13 protein-coding genes, 1 rRNA gene and 1 pseudogene are annotated in these 16,907 nt (G+C 72.7%); 10 read left to right on the top strand and 5 right to left on the bottom strand.

The genetic code is table 11. The features are described 5' to 3' along the window. Positions 1–87 precede the first annotated feature (87 nt). The gene (locus VKA29_RS26695) at positions 88–1,011 is read left to right on the top strand and encodes an SDR family oxidoreductase (protein WP_324788540.1); all 924 of its coding nucleotides are present in this window, start codon (positions 88–90) and stop codon (positions 1,009–1,011) included. A 100-nt stretch (positions 1,012–1,111) separates the two neighbouring features. Continuing rightward, the gene (locus VKA29_RS26690) at positions 1,112–2,095 is read left to right on the top strand and encodes an alpha/beta hydrolase (protein WP_324788539.1); all 984 of its coding nucleotides are present in this window, start codon (positions 1,112–1,114) and stop codon (positions 2,093–2,095) included. A gap of 190 nt (positions 2,096–2,285) precedes the next feature. Here the strand turns inward: VKA29_RS26690 and VKA29_RS26685 are convergent, their stop codons facing one another. Further along, positions 2,286–2,894, bottom strand: a complete 609-nt coding sequence (locus tag VKA29_RS26685; RefSeq protein ID WP_324788538.1) for an XRE family transcriptional regulator — start codon at positions 2,892–2,894, stop codon at positions 2,286–2,288. A gap of 116 nt (positions 2,895–3,010) precedes the next feature. On the opposite strand from VKA29_RS26685, the gene VKA29_RS26680 reads away from it, so the two are divergent. The 3 genes from VKA29_RS26680 to VKA29_RS26670 are packed head-to-tail and all read left to right on the top strand — an operon-like array spanning position 3,011 to position 5,978. After that, a complete protein-coding gene (locus tag VKA29_RS26680; protein WP_324788537.1) occupies positions 3,011–4,471 on the top strand; it encodes an MFS transporter in 1,461 nt (486 codons plus the stop codon). A gap of 29 nt (positions 4,472–4,500) precedes the next feature. Beyond that, positions 4,501–5,136: a class I SAM-dependent methyltransferase gene (locus VKA29_RS26675; protein ID WP_324788536.1), complete on the top strand. Its 636-nt coding sequence runs from the start codon at positions 4,501–4,503 to the stop codon at positions 5,134–5,136. A gap of 32 nt (positions 5,137–5,168) precedes the next feature. After that, on the top strand, positions 5,169–5,978 hold the full coding sequence (locus tag VKA29_RS26670) for an SDR family oxidoreductase (RefSeq protein ID WP_324788535.1): 810 nt from the start codon (positions 5,169–5,171) through the stop codon (positions 5,976–5,978). A 98-nt stretch (positions 5,979–6,076) separates the two neighbouring features. Here the strand turns inward: VKA29_RS26670 and VKA29_RS26665 are convergent. Further along, positions 6,077–6,732 (bottom strand): annotated as a pseudogene (locus VKA29_RS26665) (beta-ketoacyl synthase N-terminal-like domain-containing protein); the annotation flags it as partial. Between the two features lie 257 nt (positions 6,733–6,989). Here VKA29_RS26665 and VKA29_RS26655 point away from each other — a divergent pair. Together VKA29_RS26655 and VKA29_RS26650 are read left to right on the top strand one after the other, a co-directional pair. Then, complete coding sequence (locus tag VKA29_RS26655; RefSeq protein ID WP_324788534.1) at positions 6,990–7,799, top strand: M15 family metallopeptidase; 810 nt, start codon at positions 6,990–6,992, stop codon at positions 7,797–7,799. 47 nt (positions 7,800–7,846) lie between these two features. Next, complete coding sequence (locus tag VKA29_RS26650; RefSeq protein WP_324788533.1) at positions 7,847–8,383, top strand: NUDIX domain-containing protein; 537 nt, start codon at positions 7,847–7,849, stop codon at positions 8,381–8,383. A 1-nt stretch (position 8,384) separates the two neighbouring features. Here the strand turns inward: VKA29_RS26650 and VKA29_RS26645 are convergent, their stop codons facing one another. Continuing rightward, entirely contained in the window at positions 8,385–10,751 is a 2,367-nt protein-coding gene (locus VKA29_RS26645; RefSeq protein WP_324788532.1) for a glycoside hydrolase family 31 protein, read from the bottom strand. A gap of 213 nt (positions 10,752–10,964) precedes the next feature. On the opposite strand from VKA29_RS26645, the gene VKA29_RS26640 reads away from it, so the two are divergent. Together VKA29_RS26640 and VKA29_RS26635 are read left to right on the top strand one after the other, a co-directional pair. Further along, a complete protein-coding gene (locus VKA29_RS26640; RefSeq protein ID WP_324788531.1) occupies positions 10,965–12,941 on the top strand; it encodes an acetoacetate--CoA ligase in 1,977 nt (658 codons plus the stop codon). A gap of 161 nt (positions 12,942–13,102) precedes the next feature. Further along, complete coding sequence (locus tag VKA29_RS26635) at positions 13,103–14,002, top strand: hypothetical protein (RefSeq protein WP_324788530.1); 900 nt, start codon at positions 13,103–13,105, stop codon at positions 14,000–14,002. 79 nt (positions 14,003–14,081) lie between these two features. Here the strand turns inward: VKA29_RS26635 and ptsP are convergent, their stop codons facing one another. Then, complete coding sequence (ptsP, locus tag VKA29_RS26630; protein WP_324788529.1) at positions 14,082–15,752, bottom strand: phosphoenolpyruvate--protein phosphotransferase; 1,671 nt, start codon at positions 15,750–15,752, stop codon at positions 14,082–14,084. Between the two features lie 77 nt (positions 15,753–15,829). Then, positions 15,830–16,279, bottom strand: coding sequence for a PTS glucose transporter subunit IIA (locus VKA29_RS26625; protein WP_324788528.1), 450 nt, complete (start codon positions 16,277–16,279; stop codon positions 15,830–15,832). A gap of 554 nt (positions 16,280–16,833) precedes the next feature. Between VKA29_RS26625 and VKA29_RS26620 the strand changes: the two genes are divergently transcribed. Further along, positions 16,834–16,907: ribosomal RNA gene (locus tag VKA29_RS26620) — 16S ribosomal RNA — on the top strand; the annotation flags it as partial.

Here is a 16,907-nt window from a genome sequence, read left to right as displayed (position 1 = left end):
CTGACATGACTGCTACGGTGATGTCACGAACTGACATCAGGGTCTCCGCCGCCGGTGGGGAGCCCGCAGCAGGAAGGCCGCACCACCATGCGCGTATTCGTCACCGGAGCCTCCGGACACGTCGGCTCCGCCGTAGTCCCCGAACTTCTCGAAGCGGGACACCAGGTCGTCGGGCTGGCCCGCTCGGACAGCTCCGCCGCCGCGTTGACGGCAGCCGGTGCCGAGGTGCACCGAGGCGACCTCGACGATCTCCACGGCCTCGCCGCGGCCGCGGCCGCGGCCGACGGGGTCATCCACCTGGCCTTCAAGCACGACGCCATGTTCGCCGGCGACTTCGACGGCGCGGTGGCAGCGGATCTGCGCGCCATCGACACCCTCGGGGACGCGCTCGCCGACACCGGCAAGCCTTTGGTGACCACGTCGGGAACCATGCTGCTCGCCTTCGCGGGACTGGAAGACGCCGCCACCGAGGCCGACGCGCTCGACGCAGGGCCGCGGATCGACGCCGAGAACGCGGTGGTCGCACTCGCGGAACGCGGCATCCGCTCGTCCGTCGTCCGGCTTCCTCCGACCGTGCACAGCGCGCTCGACCACAACGGATTCGTCCCGACCTTCATCTCCATCGCCCGGTCCAAGGGCGTCTCCGCCTTTGTGAGCGACGGGGCCAACCGCTGGCCCGCCGTGCACACGCTGGACGCGGCACGCCTGTACCGGCTGGCACTGGAATCCGCGCCGGCCGGGTCACGGCTGCACGCGGTCGACGACGAGGGCATCACCTTCCGCCGGATCGCCGAGGGCATCGGCCGCGGGCTGAACCTGCCCACGGTCAGCATCCCGCCGACCGAGGCCGACGCCCACTTCGGCTTCCTCGGTGCCCACGCCCAGGCCGACAACCCGTCCCGGAGCGCGCTGACCCGGGACCTCCTCGGCTGGAAGCCCGTCCAGCCCGGCCTCATCGACGACCTCGGCCGGGGCCACTACTTCGACGCCTCCGCCGCCACCCCGCGCTGAGCCGTCCCCCCTTCCCGTCCGCCCGGCCCGGCGGAACCGCCCGAACGACCCGGCACACCCGTACGACCGGCTGCCGCGCAGCCGCGAGGAGACGAACGACATGAACACCAAGACCGCACCCGAGCGGATCGACCCCGAACTCGCCGAGGCCCTGAAGGCGGTGCCGATGACCGAGGCGGGGGTGTTCGACCTCGGCGACCTGGAGGGCACGCGCGTCGGCGTCCGCGCCTTCGCCGAGGCGATAGCGGCCCGGATACCGGATGAGCCGGCCGTGTCGGTCGAAGAGGCCGACGTGGTCCGCCCGGACGGATCCACCCTCCCTGTCCGGCTGCTGCGGCCCACCGAGGCAGCCGGGCCGCTTCCGGCGCTGCTCTGGTTCCACGGCGGCGGGCAGGTCCTCGGATACGCGGCCCAGGACGATCCCACCCTCAAGCACCTGGTGCTGGAGGTCGGCTGCGTCGTCGCCGCCGTCGACTACCGGCTCGCGCCGGAGGCCCCCGCCCCGGCCGCCGCCGAGGACGGACTGCTCGCCTTCCGCTGGCTCCGCGGTCAGGCAGCCGCGCTCGGCATCGACCAGGACCGCGTCGCCCTGGCGGGGCAGAGCGGAGGCGGCGGCATCGCCGCGGCCACCGCGCTGATGATCCGCGACCAGGGCGAGCCGGCGCCGTTGTTCCAGGCGCTGAGCTACCCGATGCTCGATGACCGCAACACCACCGCTTCGAGTCACGAGGTCACCGGCATCGGCATCTGGGACCGCGCGACCAACATCGCGGCCTGGAACCTGATCCTCGGGGACCGCGCCGACGCCGACGAGGTGCCGCCGTACTGCGCGCCCGCACGCGCGACGGACCTCACCGGCCTGCCGCCCACCTTCATCGCGGCCGCCGAACTCGACGTCTTCCGCGACGAGGACCTGAGCTACGCGACCAGGCTCCAGGCCGACGGCGTACCCGTCGAACTGCACCTGTACCCCGGCGCGTACCACGCCTTCGACCTCTTCGCCCCCGAAGCCGCGGTGAGTGCCGCGTACGTCCACGCCTGGTACGGATACCTGCGCCGCCGGTTCTCCGCCCGCCGGCCCTGAGCGCCCGGTTCGCGGACCGGCCGCGCGGCGACGGCGGCTGAGGCTCGCCGCTCGCCGCTCGCCGCGGCGTTCGCCGGCAGGCCGCCACCCGGACCTGCCGGCAGCCGGTCCCCGGGCCGTCATGACCGCGCGCATGCCGAGCCGGACGGCGGCGTACACGTTCGCAGGGGCCTCGGCCGCTGTGCCTGTGTCACCCGGTCCCTGCTGCGGTGCCCTCAGGCCGTACGGTCCGGGCCCGGAGGTGTGCGCGCTCTCCCTGGCGGCCCAGGAGGCTGAGGATTTCGACGGGGTTCTCGTCGGCGTTGCCGAACCAGTGGGGGGTGCGGGTGTCGAACTCGGCCGCTTCACCGGGCCCCATGACCAGGTCCTTGTCTCCCAGGACCAGGCGCAGGCGGCCGTCGAGGACGTAGATCCACTCGTAGCCCTCATGGCTGGACTGCTCGGGCTCGGGTGAGCGCATCCTGGGCGAGATGATCAGTTTGTAGGCTTGCAGGCTTCCCGCTCGGCGAGTCAGCGGCAGCATGGTCATGCCGTGGCGGGTGACGGGCTTGAGCCGCAGACGGGGATCGCCGGTCTGCGGCGCCCCGATGAGTTCGCCGATGTCCACGCGCAGTTCCCGCGCCAGCGGCAGCAGCAGTTCGAGGGTGGGGCGGCGCTGACCGGTCTCCAGGCGGGAGAGCGTGCTCAGGGAGATCCCGGTGGACCGGGCCAGGAAGGTCAGCGACAGGTTGCGCTGAGTGCGCAGCCCTTTCAGGCGGGGCCCGACCGCCGCCATCGTCGATGCGGTCTCTTCGTCCATGCCCCCACCTTGCCACCGCAGCAAGGATCTTTGCACTTCGATCTGCCTGGTCCGACTGTGTCGGCAGACGCCCCCGATGCGGTCGCGGGCGATGACACAGGATCAGGAGACGTGCGATGACCCGAGGCAGCTCGCCCACCGCCCCGGCGGGTGGGCCCGATACCGCGCCGGCGCCGCCGGCCGGTGCGATGGTCAGCGTTCGACGCGGCTCGGTGGCGTCGGCCGTGGCGGTCCTGGTGCTGACGCAGCTGATGTTCGTCGTGGACACCTCGATCGTGCACGTGGCCCTGCCCGACATCCGCCGCGAACTGGGCTTTTCCAGCGCAGGTCTGTCCTGGGTCGTCACCGCCTACGCGCTGGCCTTCGGCGGGCTGATCCTGCTGAGCGGCAAGGTCGGCTCCATGATCGGTCCTCGCCGCGCCCTCGTCCTCGGAGTGGCCGTCTTCGTGATCGCCTCCGTCGCCGGAGGCCTTGCCGGCTCGGCGGGAACGCTGGTGGCCGCGCGCACTCTCCAGGGAGCCGGGGCCGCGCTGGCCGCGCCCAGCGTGCTGGTGCTGCTCATGGGCATCACCGCCCCCGGCCCGCAGCGCTCGCGCGCGATGGCGATGTTCGTCCTCGCCGTCGGTGCCGGAGCCGCGCTCGGTCTGCTCGCGGGCGGGGTGCTGACGCAGACGCTGGGATGGCGATGGGTGATGTTCGTCAACGCCCCGATCGGCGTCCCGGTCCTGCTCGGCGCCGTGCGCAACCTGCCGGAGACGGAGCGCCGGCGCACCTCACCGGACGTCGGCGGAGCCGCTGCCTCGATCCTGGCGATGGTGGCCCTCGTCTTCGCCTTCACCTCCGCCGCCGACCGGGGATGGACCAGCCCCCCGGTACTGGCCGCGTTCGCCGTCGCCGTGCTGTCCCTCGTGCTGCTCGTGGTGTGTGAGCGCAGGCATCCGCACCCGGTGATGCCCCTGGCGTTCCTCTCCCGGATGCGCAGCGCGGGCCCCCTGCTGTCCATGCTGGTCGTCCCGGCCGGTCAGGTCGGCTTCCTGTTCTTCACCACGCTGCTGACCCAGCAGGTCCTCGGTTTCACCCCGGTGCGGACCGGTCTCGCACTCGTGCCCTTCACGCTCGGGCTGATCGCCACCAACCAGCTCACCCCGCGGCTGCTGCCACGGCTGGGCGAACGCGTCATCGGCAGCGCCGGTCTGTCCGGCCTGGTGCTGGGCATCGCCTGGATGGCGCTGGTGGCCGCCGACGCCGGCCCGGACACCTCGATCGTCACCGTGCTGCTGCCCTCGGTCCTGCTCGGTGCGGGCGCGGGCGCGACCTTCGCTCCGGTCACCGCCGTCATCATGAACCAGGCCCCCGCCGAGCACATCGCGGCCGCCGCCGCACTCAACCAGGGCCTGCAGCAACTCGGCGGCGCCATGGGCCTGGCCGTCCTCACCAGCGTCCTGGCCGCCACCGGCGGCCTGGACCGCGGCTTGGGCACGACCCTCTTGGCCACCGCGGCCTTCCCGCTGGCCGGCCTCGTCCTCTTCGGCGTGTGGGCACGACCCGTCCCCGCCCCCGACACCACCCGCGCATGACCCTGCCCCACCGTTCGAAGGAGTCCGTGATGACGGAGAACGACCCGCGTTTCAGTGCCGCCTTCTGGGACCGGCGCTACAGCGGCACCGGCCAGGTGTGGAGCGGTGAGCCCAACTCCGCGCTCGTCGAGGAGGCCGCGCCCCTCGCCCCCGGAACGGCGCTGGAGGCGGGATGCGGTGAGGGCGCGGACGCCATCTGGCTGGCCGGTCAGGGCTGGCAGGTCACCGGCGTCGACTTCTCCTCCCGGGCCCTCCACCGGGCCGCCGGGCACACCCCCGCCCACCTGGCCGGCCGCATCACCTGGCGGCAGGCGGACATCCGCCACTGGCGGCCCGGCGAAGGTCCCCGCTACGACCTGGTCACCGCATCGTTCATCCACTTCCCCCGACCGGTACGGGAATCGGTCTTCGCGGCCCTCGCCGGCCGAGTCGCCCCCGAAGGGCACCTGGTGATCGTCGGCCACCACCCCGGCGACCTCGACACCGCCATGCCCCGCCCGGCCGAACCCGGCCTCTTCTACACCGCCGACGACCTCGCGGCCGACCTCCCCGAACACGAGTGGGAGGTCCTCACCCGAACCGCGCGCCCACGCGCAGCCACCACGCCCGACGGCACGCCGGTGACCATCCACGACACCGTCCTCACCGCCCGGCGCACCCGCTGAGCGACCCGCACGACGGAGAAAGAAGCACGATCATGAGCAACGACCTCGCCCGGCGGACCGCCCTGGTCACCGGAGCCACCGCGGGCATCGGCCGCGCCACCGCCCTGGCCCTGGCCGCACGCGGCGCCGACATCGTCGTCCACGGTCGCGACAAGGACCGCGCCGCCGACACCCTCCAGCAGATCGAGGCCTTCGGAGTCACCGCCCGCCTCGAACTCGCCGACCTGTCCGACCCCGCACAGGTGACCGCCCTCACCGAACGCGTCGGCCACGTCGACATCCTGGTCAACAACGCGGGCATCTTCCGCTTCGCCCGCACCGCCGACACCGACCCGGCCACCTTCGACGCCCACATCGCCGTCAACCTGCGCGCCCCCTACCTCCTCGTCCAGGCCCTCGCCCCCGGCATGGCCGCACGCGGACACGGCGCCATCGTCAACCTCAGCAGCGGCGCCGCCACCACCCCCGGCCCCGGCAGCGGCATCTACGGCGCCACCAAAGCCGCCCTCGAATCCCTCACCCGCGTCTGGGCCGCCGAATACGGTCCCGACGGCGTCCGCGTCAACGCCGTCGCCGCAGGCCCCACCCGCACCGAGGGCACCGCCGCCTACGGCGACGCATTCGAAGCCGCCGGACAGTCGGTCGCCCTCAGGCGCCTCGCCGACCCCGAGGAGATCGCCGCCACCGTCGCCTTCATGGCCTCCCCGGACGCCGGCTACGTCAACGGCGCCACTCTCAGCGCCATGGGCGGCCAACCCGCCCTCGGCCAGGCAGGCGGCACCGCCGCGGCCGGGGACGGTGCGGCGGCTGGAGCGATGCGGCGACGAACCCGTCCGTCATGACGTTCCGCTCGCCGGTCCGCCCATGAGGCCGCGCGGACGACGGGCCCGGTCGCCTCACCGCACCGCGATCACCGCCGACCCGTGCCCGAACACCCGGCGCCGACGCCGGCCTCCTGGTGCACCGCCCGCGCGATCGACGCCCTGAAGATGCCGGCCGGGGGCGCCACCTCGGCCGCGGAGTCCGTCGCGATGCCCGGCAGGTCCGGCCCGGTGGCGGGACAGCGCGGCGTCACCGTCGACACCGCCCGGATCCGCACCGGTTCGGCCCGTCCGTGCCGACGCGCGCTCCATGCCGGACAGCACCGGGCCGCCCCTCCGTCCGACGTCGCGCAGGTGTCCAGCAGGCGCGGGGGATCGGCGACCACGGCGGAGGCGGCGACCTCCCGCGCGGTCACCCGCTTGCGGTGGCGCGCGTACGGATTCAGCGCGCGCGGCCGGGTTCTTCACCCCGGCCTGTGCCGCGTCGGCCCCCACCGCGAGCACCACGTCCGCGAGACCCGGGAGGATCTGCGCCCGCGCGGCGTCGACGGCCTGCGCCCCGGACGCGCACGCCGCGTACACGCTCGCCACCCGGCCCCCCTGCCGGCCCAACTGCCCCGGCGAACGTCGCACCCACCACATGCCGCGCACGGTGTCCGCGCCGACCACCGAGCCCACCCCCCCGCCACTCCAGCCCGGCGTCGGCGGGCGCCGCGCGGGCCGCCGCCACCCCGTACTCGACGAAGCCGCGCCCCCACTTGCCCCAGGGGTGCATGCCCGCGCCGAGCACCGCCACCTCGCCCACTCGCCGCCGACGCAGCCGGGGTTGCGGCGGTGGACGTCCGCACGCGGGAAGAAGACCGAGGAGCAGTCGGCACAGCGGACGCCGAAGACGCGGAAGCCGTCACCGTCACCGGCGAACCGGCCCGCCACCAGGGGTGTGTGCGTACGCGTCACGATTCCTCCCGCAGCCAGACGTGATGGAGCGTCAGAAAGTGTCACGGCAGACCGGAGATGGGCAGAGGCAGAGACATGACACGACTCTCCACCGCCTCGCGCGGCCTGGTCACCGTGCTCGCGGCCCTGCTCTGCCTGACCGCCGCCGGCGCCACCGCCCGCGCGGACACCGAGCCCCGGGCCCCGGAGGACTTCGTCGCGCTCCGAACCATGGACCCGACGATCCTCCAGGAAATGCGCTACTTCACCCCGCACAACTTCGTGGGGGAGCGCATCGACGGCTACCGGCAGCCGATCTGCGTCCTCACCCGCCCCGCGGCCGAGGCCCTCCACCGGGCCCAGACCGAGCTCCTGCGCGAGGGCTACACCCTCAAGGTCTACGACTGCTACCGGCCGCAGCGTGCCGTGGACCACTTCGTGCGCTGGGCGGAAGACCTCGACGACCAGGCGATGAAGAGCGAGTTCTACCCGGACGTCGACAAGACCCGCCTGTTCGAGGACGGGTACATCGCGGAGAAATCCGGCCACAGCCGCGGCTCGACCATGGACCTCACGATCGTGCGGCTCCCGGCCCGGCCGACCAGGCCGTACCACCCGGGAGAGCCCCTGGTCCCCTGCTACGCGCCCGAGGACGAGCGCTTCCCCGACAACTCCGTCGACATGGGTACCGGTTTCGACTGCTTCGACCCCCTCGCCCACACCCTCGACCCGCGTGTCCAGGGCGTACAGCGGGCCCACCGCATGCTGCTCAAGAACACCCTGGAGCGCCTCGGATTCGTGAACCTCGCCGAGGAATGGTGGCACTACACCTTCAAGCCCGAGCCCTACCCGGACACCCATTTCGACTTCCCGGTCTCCTCGAAGTCGCTCGCCGGCCCCCGCTGAGCCGCCCCCCGGCAACTCCCTCTCCGCGATCGGATACAGTCCGCCGCGTGTCCGAAACTCAGCACTCCAACCCCAACTCCGCACCTGGTTCCCACTGTTCGAGCTGCGGAGCGCCCTACGGAGAGGGCGTCACCGGCTGGCCCCGCACCTGCCCGGCCTGCCATGCCGTGGGCTACCGCAACCCGCTGCCGGTCGCGATCGCGCTCCAGCCCGTGTACGACACGCAGGGCACGGCCCTCGTCGTCATCACCCGGACCGTCGCCCCCGCGCAGGGCGGCGTCGCGCTGCCCGGCGGCTACATCGACGACCGCGAGGACTGGCGGCAGGCCGTCGTCCGCGAGCTCAAGGAAGAGACCGGCATCGACGCGGCGAGCCGCGACGTACGGCTCATCGACGCCATGAGCTCGCCCGACGGGCACCTGCTGCTGTTCGGCCTCCTGCCCGAACGCCCGGCCGAGGGCCTGCCGCAGTCCGCCGCCACGGACGAGACGGAGGGCTGGCACCTCCTGCGCAGGCCCGAGGAACTCGCCTTCCCCCTGCACACCCTGGCCGTACGGGCCTGGTTCGAAGGCCGGTACATCTGACTCAGGTCCCCTGAAGCCCGCGTACACGCACCGGGTAGGGCGGTTCGCTCACGCCGTTCTCGCCCTCCCGCTCCACCACCACCCGTCCGCCCTCCCAGCGGGAGACGTACCGCTCCAGCTCCGGCTCCGCCCATCCGTCGCCCGCGTCGGGCACCACCAGGCAGCCCCCGGCCCGACCCCGGTCCGGCGCCCACACCTCCAGCTCCAGCCCGCCCCCGGCCCCGCGCACGGGTATGACGGCACCCGCGCGCGCGAGCACCGGAATCCGCGACAACGGCGCGTCCACCAGCACCCGCCCCGGCCCCTCGTACGCCCGCTCCGTCGCCGTGTCGTACCACCGGCCCCGCGGCAGCCGCACCGCACGGCGCTCCGTGCCCGGACCGAGGACCGGCGCCACCAGCAGGCAGTCGCCCAGCAGGAACGCGTCCTCGCAGTCGCGCAGCGCGCGGTCCTCCGGGGACCCCCACCACAGCGGCCGCACATACGGCGCGCCGGTACGCCGGGCGACATGCGCCAGCGTCACGAAGTACGGCAGCAGCCGCCGGCGCTCCACGAGCGCCGCCCGCGCGTGCTCCAGCACCTCGGCACCGAACTCCCAGGGTTCCCGGTGCCCCGCGCGCACGCCCGCGTGCGTGCGGAACAGCGGCAGGAAGGCGCCCAGCTGGAACCAGCGCAGATACAGCTCGGGCGACGGATTCCCGTCGAAGCCGCCCACGTCCGGCCCCGAGTACGGCACCCCGCACAGCCCCAGCCCCAGGACCAGGGACAGTGACGCCCGCAGCCCCGGCCAGCCGGTCGCCACGCCGCCCGACCACGTCCCGCCGTAACGCTGCATGCCCGCCCACCCGGAGCGCGAGAACACGAACGGCCGCTCCCGCGGCAGCAGCTCGCGCAGTCCCTCGTGGGCCGCCCTGGCCATGCACAGGGCGTAGACGTTGTGCGCCTCACGGTGATCGCCGCCGCGTCCCTCCAGGGAGTGCCTGGCCGATCGCGGGAGCGTCGGCTCACCGAAGGCGGCGAAGGAGGTGGGCTCGTTCATGTCGTGCCAGAACCCGGCGAACCCCTGAGTCAGCCGCTCCTCGTACAGCCCGCCCCACCACTCACGCACGCGCGCGTGCGTGAAGTCCGGGAACACCGCGTCCCCGGGCCACGCCACACCGCGCACCACCCGCCCCGAGGCCTCCCGCACGAACGCGTCCGCGGCCGCACCGCTGTCGTACACGGCGTTGCCCGGCGCGGCCTTCACCGCCGGGCCGACCACGGACACCAGCCGTATCCCGTCCCGGCGCAGCTCGTCGGCGAGCACCGGCAGCTTGGGGAAGCGGTCCTCGTCGACCGTGAACACCTGGTGCCCGTCGTAGTGGTCGATGTCCAGATGGACGGCGTCGAGCGGCAGGTCGCGCTCCTGGTAACCCGCGACGATCCGGCGCACCTCCTGCTCGCCGCCGAAGCCCCGGCGCGCGTGGTGATGGCCGAGCGCCCACGCGGGCGGCAGCGCCGGCGCACCCGTCAGCGAGGCCCAGGCGAGCAGCACGCGCGCCGGGGCGCCCACCATCACCCAGCAGCGCAGCGGCCCGCCGTCCATCCGCAGTTCGCACGTCCCCGCCCGGTCGTGACCGGAACCGGCACCCTCCTCCCCCTCGCGCAGGGTCACCGTCCCGTCCCACGACGTGTCGTGGAACACCAGGTGCGTGGCCGCGTCGGCCACCACCAGCTGCACCGGCATCGTGATGTGCAGCGGATCGTCGCCGGGACCGAACGGCCGGCCCGGATCGGTGTTCCACAGCCGGTACGTGCCGTCGCGCAGCCGTGGCCCCGACGCCCGCCCGCCGAGCCCGAAGAACCGCGCGTCGGCGGGCACCTCGGTCCGCTGCATCCACCGCGCGCCGCCGCCCCCGGCCGGTTCCCACCAGCGGGGCGGCAGATCACGGCGCACGGTCACACCACCCGGGGTGAGCACCTCGACCGCGCCGTGCCGCGAGACGGCCACCGTCGCCCGCTCGGCCACGACCCGCCAGCCGCCGTCCTTGTCGGGCTCCAGCACCGCCCGCGGATCCGGCTCCGGGCAGCGGCCGGCGAGCGCGTACGAGGGCTCGGGGCCCGCCCCGTCCCAGCCCCAGAAGACCGCCCCGTTCACCGCCACCACGATCCGCAGCTCGGAGCGGGCGAACCGGACGACACCGCCCCCCGGGCCCGGCTCCACCTCCCGCACCGGGCCGGGCACCCGTGCGCGCTCGGCGCCCCGCGGCGGCAGCGCACCGGCGTCGGCACGCCGCCTCCGCCAAGCGGCCCGCACGGTGCGCAGCCCCTGCGCCGCCCCCGCCGAACCGACCTTTTTCACCGAACGCACCAGGTCACGACCGTCCATGCTGCTCAGCCTGCCATTGCCGACGCCACGCGCGCGGCTCGTTCAACTGCCGTTCACCCGTGCCTGGGCCACATCGTCATGACAGCGACTATGTGGGGCGCGCCCTGGTGCGGAAGTCGATCACATGGCATCGTCCGTGTCAGCCGCGTCACGCGCACACCCCAGCCCGTGCGCGGAGGACGCACACGACGCGCACAGCCCGGGAGCCGCCCCATGTCGACCGAGAACCCCCAGCCCCTCTGGCAGCCCGATCCGGAGCGTATCGCGCGTGCACAGGTCACGAAGTTCCAGGCCTGGGCCGCCGAACGTCACGGCGCCCCGTCCGAGGGCGGCTACGCGGCACTCCACCGCTGGTCCGTCGACGAGCTGGAGACCTTCTGGAATGCCGTCACCGAGTGGTTCGACGTACGGTTCTCCACGCCGTACGCGCGGGTGCTCGGCGACCGCTCCATGCCGGGCGCCGAATGGTTCCCTGGGGCGACGCTGAACTACGCGGAGCACGCCCTGCGCGCGGCCGCCACCCGCCCGGACGAACCGGCCCTGCTGTACGTCGACGAGACCCACGAGCCGACCCCGGTGAGCTGGTCCGAGCTGCGCCGTCAGGTCGGCTCGCTGGCCGCCGAACTGCGCGCCCTGGGTGTACGGCCGGGAGACCGCGTCAGCGGCTACCTGCCGAACATCCCGCAGGCCGTGGTCGCCCTGCTCGCCACGGCCGCCGTGGGCGGCGTCTGGACGTCCTGCGCCCCCGACTTCGGCGCGCGCAGCGTCCTCGACCGCTTCCAGCAGGTCGAGCCGGTCGTCCTGTTCACCGTCGACGGCTACCGCTACGGCGGCAAGGAGCACGACCGCCGCGACATCGTCGCCGAACTGCGCCGCGAACTGCCCACCCTGCGGGCCGTGGTCCACATCCCCCTCCTGGGCACCCAGGCCCCCGAGGGCGCCCTGGAGTGGTCCGCCCTGACGGGCTCCGACGTCGAGCCCGTCTTCGAGCAGGTCCCCTTCGCCCACCCCCTGTGGGTGCTGTACTCCTCCGGCACGACCGGCCTGCCCAAGGCCATCGTCCAGTCCCAGGGCGGCATCCTGGTCGAGCACCTCAAGCAGCTGGGCCTGCACTGCGACCTCGGCCCCGAGGACCGCTTCTTCTGGTACACGTCCACCGGCTGGATGATGTGGAACTTCCTCGTCTCCGGCCTCCTGACGGGCACCACGATCGTCCTGTACGACGGCAGCCCGGGCTACCCGGACACGGCCGCCCAGTGGCGGATCGCCGAACGCACGCGGGCCACCGTCTACGGCACCTCGGCCGCGTACGTCATGGCGTGCCGCAAGGCCGACGTGCACCCCTGGCGCGACTTCGACCTGTCCGCGGTGCAGTGCGTCGCCACGACCGGTTCACCGCTGCCGCCCGACGGCTTCCGCTGGCTGCACGACGAGTCCGCCGGGAACGGCGCCGGCCTGTGGATCGCGTCCGTCAGCGGCGGCACGGACGTCTGCTCCTGCTTCGCCGGAGCCGTGCCGACGCTCCCGGTCCACATCGGCGAGCTCCAGGCCCCCGGCCTCGGGACCGACCTGCAGTCCTGGGACCCCAGCGGCGAACCCCTGGTCGACGAGGTCGGCGAACTCGTCGTCACCAACCCCATGCCGTCGATGCCGATCTACTTCTGGAACGACCCCGAAGGCAGCCGCTACCGGGACAGCTACTTCGAGACCTACCCCGGCGTGTGGCGCCACGGTGACTGGATCACCATCACCTCCCGCGGCTCCGTCGTCATCCACGGCCGGTCCGACTCGACGCTCAACCGCCAGGGCGTCCGCATGGGCTCGGCCGACATCTACGAGGCGGTCGAGCGCCTGCCCGAGATCAGGGAGTCCCTCGTCGTCGGCATCGAACAGCCCGACGGCGGCTACTGGATGCCCCTGTTCGTGCACCTGGCCCCCGGCGCCGTCCTGGACGAGGCCCTGCTGAACCGCATCAAGCAGACGATCCGGGAGCAGCTCTCGCCGCGTCACGTCCCCGACGAGATCATCGAGGTGCCGGGCGTCCCGCACACCCTCACCGGCAAGCGCATCGAGGTCCCGGTCAAGCGCCTCCTCCAGGGCACTCCGCTGGAGAAGGCGGTGAACCCGGGCTCGATCGACGACCTCGACCTGCTGCACCACTACGAGCAGCTCGCCCGCAAGCGCGGCTGAGAACCGCGAGTCGACCGCCGCAGGCGCCCCGGCCCCCGGACAGCGGGAGCAGGAGCCTGCGGACGGTCGTCGCACGGTCCGCGACCGTCCCGCCCGGACGCCGTTGTCAGTGCACCCGGTTACTGTGAGTGAGCATTGATCGACTGCGCACAGGGGGACACATGTCAGCGCACACCGACCACCGGACCATGCGACGCGTCCTGCACCGCGAGATCGCGGGCACGATCGGACTGCTCACCGACGAGCACGACTTCCGCGCCATGCGGCGCTACCGCAGCTTCGCCTTCCACGACCACACGGCCTACCTCCAGCAGGTGGAGGCGCTGCTCAGGACGCGAGCCTCCGAAGGCAGCCACACCGCGGTCGCCCTCTTCGACCCGCAGGAGTACGCGGCCTTCTGCGCCGACACCGGCCTCGACCCGGACCAGGCGTCGAGCCGCACACGCTTCACGGCCGAACTGGCGGCCGCGGGACCCACCCTGCCCTACGAGGGCCAGCCACTGGCAGACCTCGTCCCCGCCCTCGTCGACGAGGCCGTCCGCCGGGCCACCTGGGAGTACGCCTCCACCCTGCTGACCCGGCTCGGCGCCTGTGCCTCCTGCGGCGAGGACATCGGCCGCGCCGCCTTCACCCGCGCCTCCCACCTCCTGGTCCGCATCCTCGACACGGCGGGGCCGGGAGACCGGCACCTCGTATGCAGCGTCACCGGAACCCCGGAGACCCTGGTCGCCGTCCTCCACGCCGACCAGGACCCGGACGGTGAAACCCGGCTCGACGAGGCCGAGGCCCTCGAATTCGCCACCGTCCTCGCGCTGGGCATCGCCACCCGGGGTCCCGCGGGCCTCGTCATGCGCACCAGCGCGCCGGGCACCGCGGACCGCGTCTACGGCTGGCGTGTCCGCGGGGAGGGCCTCGAGCCCCTGACCGCGGGCGAGGTCTTCGACGCCTACTGCACCGACATCGACTCCGGAGACCTCATCTCGCCTGAATCGGACGTCGACTACTGCGTACCCCCCGACCTGGGCGAGGAGGGTGGCCCGGCGCCGGGCCACCTCCACTGAAACGACAGCGGGGCGCCCCCTCCGGGGCGCCCCGCCATGGAGCCGGCAGGCTGCGCGGGCCGGCGAACCGGCCGGACGGCTACTCGCCGGAGAGCACCGCCTGAGCAGCGTTCCGCGCCTCCTCGGCACTGTCCGTGGCCCGCGCCGCCGCGGCCGCACGCTCGCACTGGGCCAGCGTGTACTTGCTCAGCGCCGCCCGGACATACGGAATCGACGCCGCGCCCATGGACAGGGAGGTGACGCCCAGACCGGTCAGCACACAGGCGAGCAGCGGGTCGGACGCGGCCTCACCGCACACGCCACAGCTCTTGCCCTCGGCCCTGGCAGCCTCGGCGGCCAGCGCCACCAGGTCGAGCAGCGCGGGCTGCCACGGATCCTGCAGCCGGGACACGGCGCCCACCTGACGGTCCGCGGCGAACGTGTACTGCGCGAGGTCGTTGGTGCCCAGCGACAGGAACTCGACCTCCCGCAGGATCGAGCGCGCCCGCAGCGCGGCGGACGGGATCTCGACCATCGCACCGAACTTCGCGTGCAGCCCCGCCTCACGGCAGGCGTCCGCGAACGCCTTGGCGTCGGCACGGTCCGCCACCATGGGGGCCATGACCTCGAGGTGCACCGGAAGCCCTTCGGCGGCCTTCGCCAGGGCGGTCAGCTGGGTGCGCAGCACCTCGGGGTGGTCGAGCAGTGTCCGCAGACCGCGCACGCCCAGTGCCGGGTTCGGTTCGTCGGCCGGGGTGAGGAAGTCCAGCGGCTTGTCCGCGCCCGCGTCGAGGACCCGGACGACGACCCGCCCCTCGGGAAAGGCCTCGAGCACCTGCCGGTAGGCCTCGACCTGCTTGTCCTGCGACGGCGCCTTCTTGCTGTCGTCCAGGAAGAGGAACTCGGTGCGGAACAGACCGACACCCTCGGCCCCGGCCTCCACGGCGGCCGGCACATCGGCGGGACCGCCCACGTTGGCCAGCAGCGGCACCTTGTGTCCGTCCGAGGTGGCACCCGGCCCGGTGGAGGAGGCCAGCGCGGCCTTGCGCTCCGCGGCCGCGGCCTCCAGCTCGGCCCTCTTCTCGGCACTCGGGTTCACGAAGATCTCGCCACTGCTGCCGTCCACGGCGATCACGGTGCCCTCGGCCAGCTCGCCGGCGCCCGGCAGCGCGACCACGGCCGGAACGCCGAGCGCCCGCGCGAGGATCGCACTGTGGCTGGTCGGGCCGCCCTCCTCGGTGACGAAACCGAGCACCAGCGTCGGGTCCAGCAGCGCCGTGTCCGCGGGCGCGAGGTCCCGCGCGATCAGGACGTACGGCTCGTCACTGTCCGGAACCCCGGGCATCGGAACCCCCAGCAGCCGGGCGACGATACGATTCCGCACGTCGTCCAGGTCGGCCACCCGCCCGGCCAGGTACTCACCGGCACCGGCCAGCAGGGCGCGGTAGGCCGCGAACGCGTCGTACACGGCGCGCTCGGCCGTGCTGCCGACGGCGATACGCCGCTCCACATCCGCCATCAACTCGGGGTCCTGGGCCATCATGGCCTGCGCCTCGAGTACCCCCTGGGCCTCTCCGCCGGCCAGATTGCCGCGCGCGATCAGGTCGGCCGCCACCGCGTCCACGGCCTTGCGGGCGCGCCCCTGCTCGCGCTCCGCGTCCTCCGCCGGGATCTGCTGGGCAGGCGGTTCGAGGACCGCCGTTCCCATGTGCCGAACCTCGCCGACCGCCACACCGTGGCTCACACCGACGCCTCGCAGCGTTGTCTCCATCTCACCCTTCTCCGGTAGTGCGGCGGGTCCCGCCGCCGCGGTGGTCGTCCTGCCGCCGTCGGACGGCGGCACCGGCGTCACGCCCATACGAAGAGGCTGTCGCCGGCCTTCACGTCACCGTCTTCGCGGAGTTCGGAGAGAGCGTCGGCCGTGGCCTCGAGCGCCACGACCGGGCAGACGGAGGACTTGCCGGCGGCCTCCACGGCAGCCGGGTTCCAGCGCACGATGCCCTGGCCACGGGTCACGGTGTCGCCCTTGTTCACCAGTACCTCGAAGCCCTCGCCGTTGAGCTGCACGGTGTCGATGCCGAGGTGGGTGAGCACCCCATGTCCCTGCTCGTCCACGACCACGAAGGCGTGCGGGTGCAGGGAGACGACGACTCCGTCCACCGGGGCGACGGCCTCGGAAGGCTCGCGCACGGGGTCGATCGCGGTGCCCGGGCCGACCATGGCCCCGGAGAAGACCGGATCAGGCACTGCGGTCAGTCCGATGGCGCGTCCTGCCAGCGGGGACGTCACGGTGGTCATGGGAAGCCTCCCAGGGGTGGAGATTCATGTAGGGGCCGTCACCGCATGTCCCTGACGGCGCACTGTGCAGCAGGGTATGTCATACGAAGTGCCGGTTCGGAGGGAAGATACCGCTTAGAGGTCTAGACCACCACCCCGACAGATTTGCACCCGATCGGCGGCCCCGTGTACAGTCGTATCCCTGCTTGAGGACGAGCGACGCGGACCAAGCGTCCTCGCTCGGCAGGCACCCATACTCGTCAGATCCTATCCCGGGTCGCGTTCTGCATGTCCGCAGAACGGTGGTCAGGGAGACGGAAAAACACTGATAGAGTTTGGAACACCGAAGGGAAGCCCGGAGGAAAGCCCGAGAGGGTGAGTACAAAGGAAGCGACCGTTCCTTGAGAACTCAACAGCGTGCCAAAAATCAACGCCAGATATGTTGATACCCCGTCTCCGGCCATCATGACCGGGACGAGGTTCCTTTGAAAAAACACAGCGAGGACGCTGTGTGCGAGAGGATCATTCCTCCTCTCGCACCGCTCTCGTGGTGTCATCCCGATTACGGGAAAACATTCACGGAGAGTTTGATCCTGGCTCAGGACGAACGCTGGCGGCGTGCTTAACACATGCAAGTCGAACGATGAAG

The organism is Streptomyces sp. H51, assembly GCF_035656535.1.
In the GTDB taxonomy this organism is placed as follows: Bacteria; Actinomycetota; Actinomycetes; order Streptomycetales; family Streptomycetaceae; genus Streptomyces.
This window is presented reverse-complemented; position numbering and strand designations above follow the sequence as displayed.

Coding starts and splice junctions, on each gene's coding strand:
- VKA29_RS26635 (WP_324788530.1), top strand. CDS start 13,103: ATGTCAGCGCACACCGACCACCGGACCATGCGACGCGTCCTGCACCGC.
- VKA29_RS26680 (WP_324788537.1), top strand. CDS start 3,011: ATGACCCGAGGCAGCTCGCCCACCGCCCCGGCGGGTGGGCCCGATACC.
- VKA29_RS26690 (WP_324788539.1), top strand. CDS start 1,112: ATGAACACCAAGACCGCACCCGAGCGGATCGACCCCGAACTCGCCGAG.
- VKA29_RS26625 (WP_324788528.1), bottom strand. CDS start 16,279: ATGACCACCGTGACGTCCCCGCTGGCAGGACGCGCCATCGGACTGACC.
- VKA29_RS26685 (WP_324788538.1), bottom strand. CDS start 2,894: ATGGACGAAGAGACCGCATCGACGATGGCGGCGGTCGGGCCCCGCCTG.
- VKA29_RS26695 (WP_324788540.1), top strand. CDS start 88: ATGCGCGTATTCGTCACCGGAGCCTCCGGACACGTCGGCTCCGCCGTA.
- ptsP (WP_324788529.1), bottom strand. CDS start 15,752: ATGGAGACAACGCTGCGAGGCGTCGGTGTGAGCCACGGTGTGGCGGTC.
- VKA29_RS26645 (WP_324788532.1), bottom strand. CDS start 10,751: ATGGACGGTCGTGACCTGGTGCGTTCGGTGAAAAAGGTCGGTTCGGCG.
- VKA29_RS26640 (WP_324788531.1), top strand. CDS start 10,965: ATGTCGACCGAGAACCCCCAGCCCCTCTGGCAGCCCGATCCGGAGCGT.
- VKA29_RS26655 (WP_324788534.1), top strand. CDS start 6,990: ATGACACGACTCTCCACCGCCTCGCGCGGCCTGGTCACCGTGCTCGCG.
- VKA29_RS26670 (WP_324788535.1), top strand. CDS start 5,169: ATGAGCAACGACCTCGCCCGGCGGACCGCCCTGGTCACCGGAGCCACC.
- VKA29_RS26675 (WP_324788536.1), top strand. CDS start 4,501: ATGACGGAGAACGACCCGCGTTTCAGTGCCGCCTTCTGGGACCGGCGC.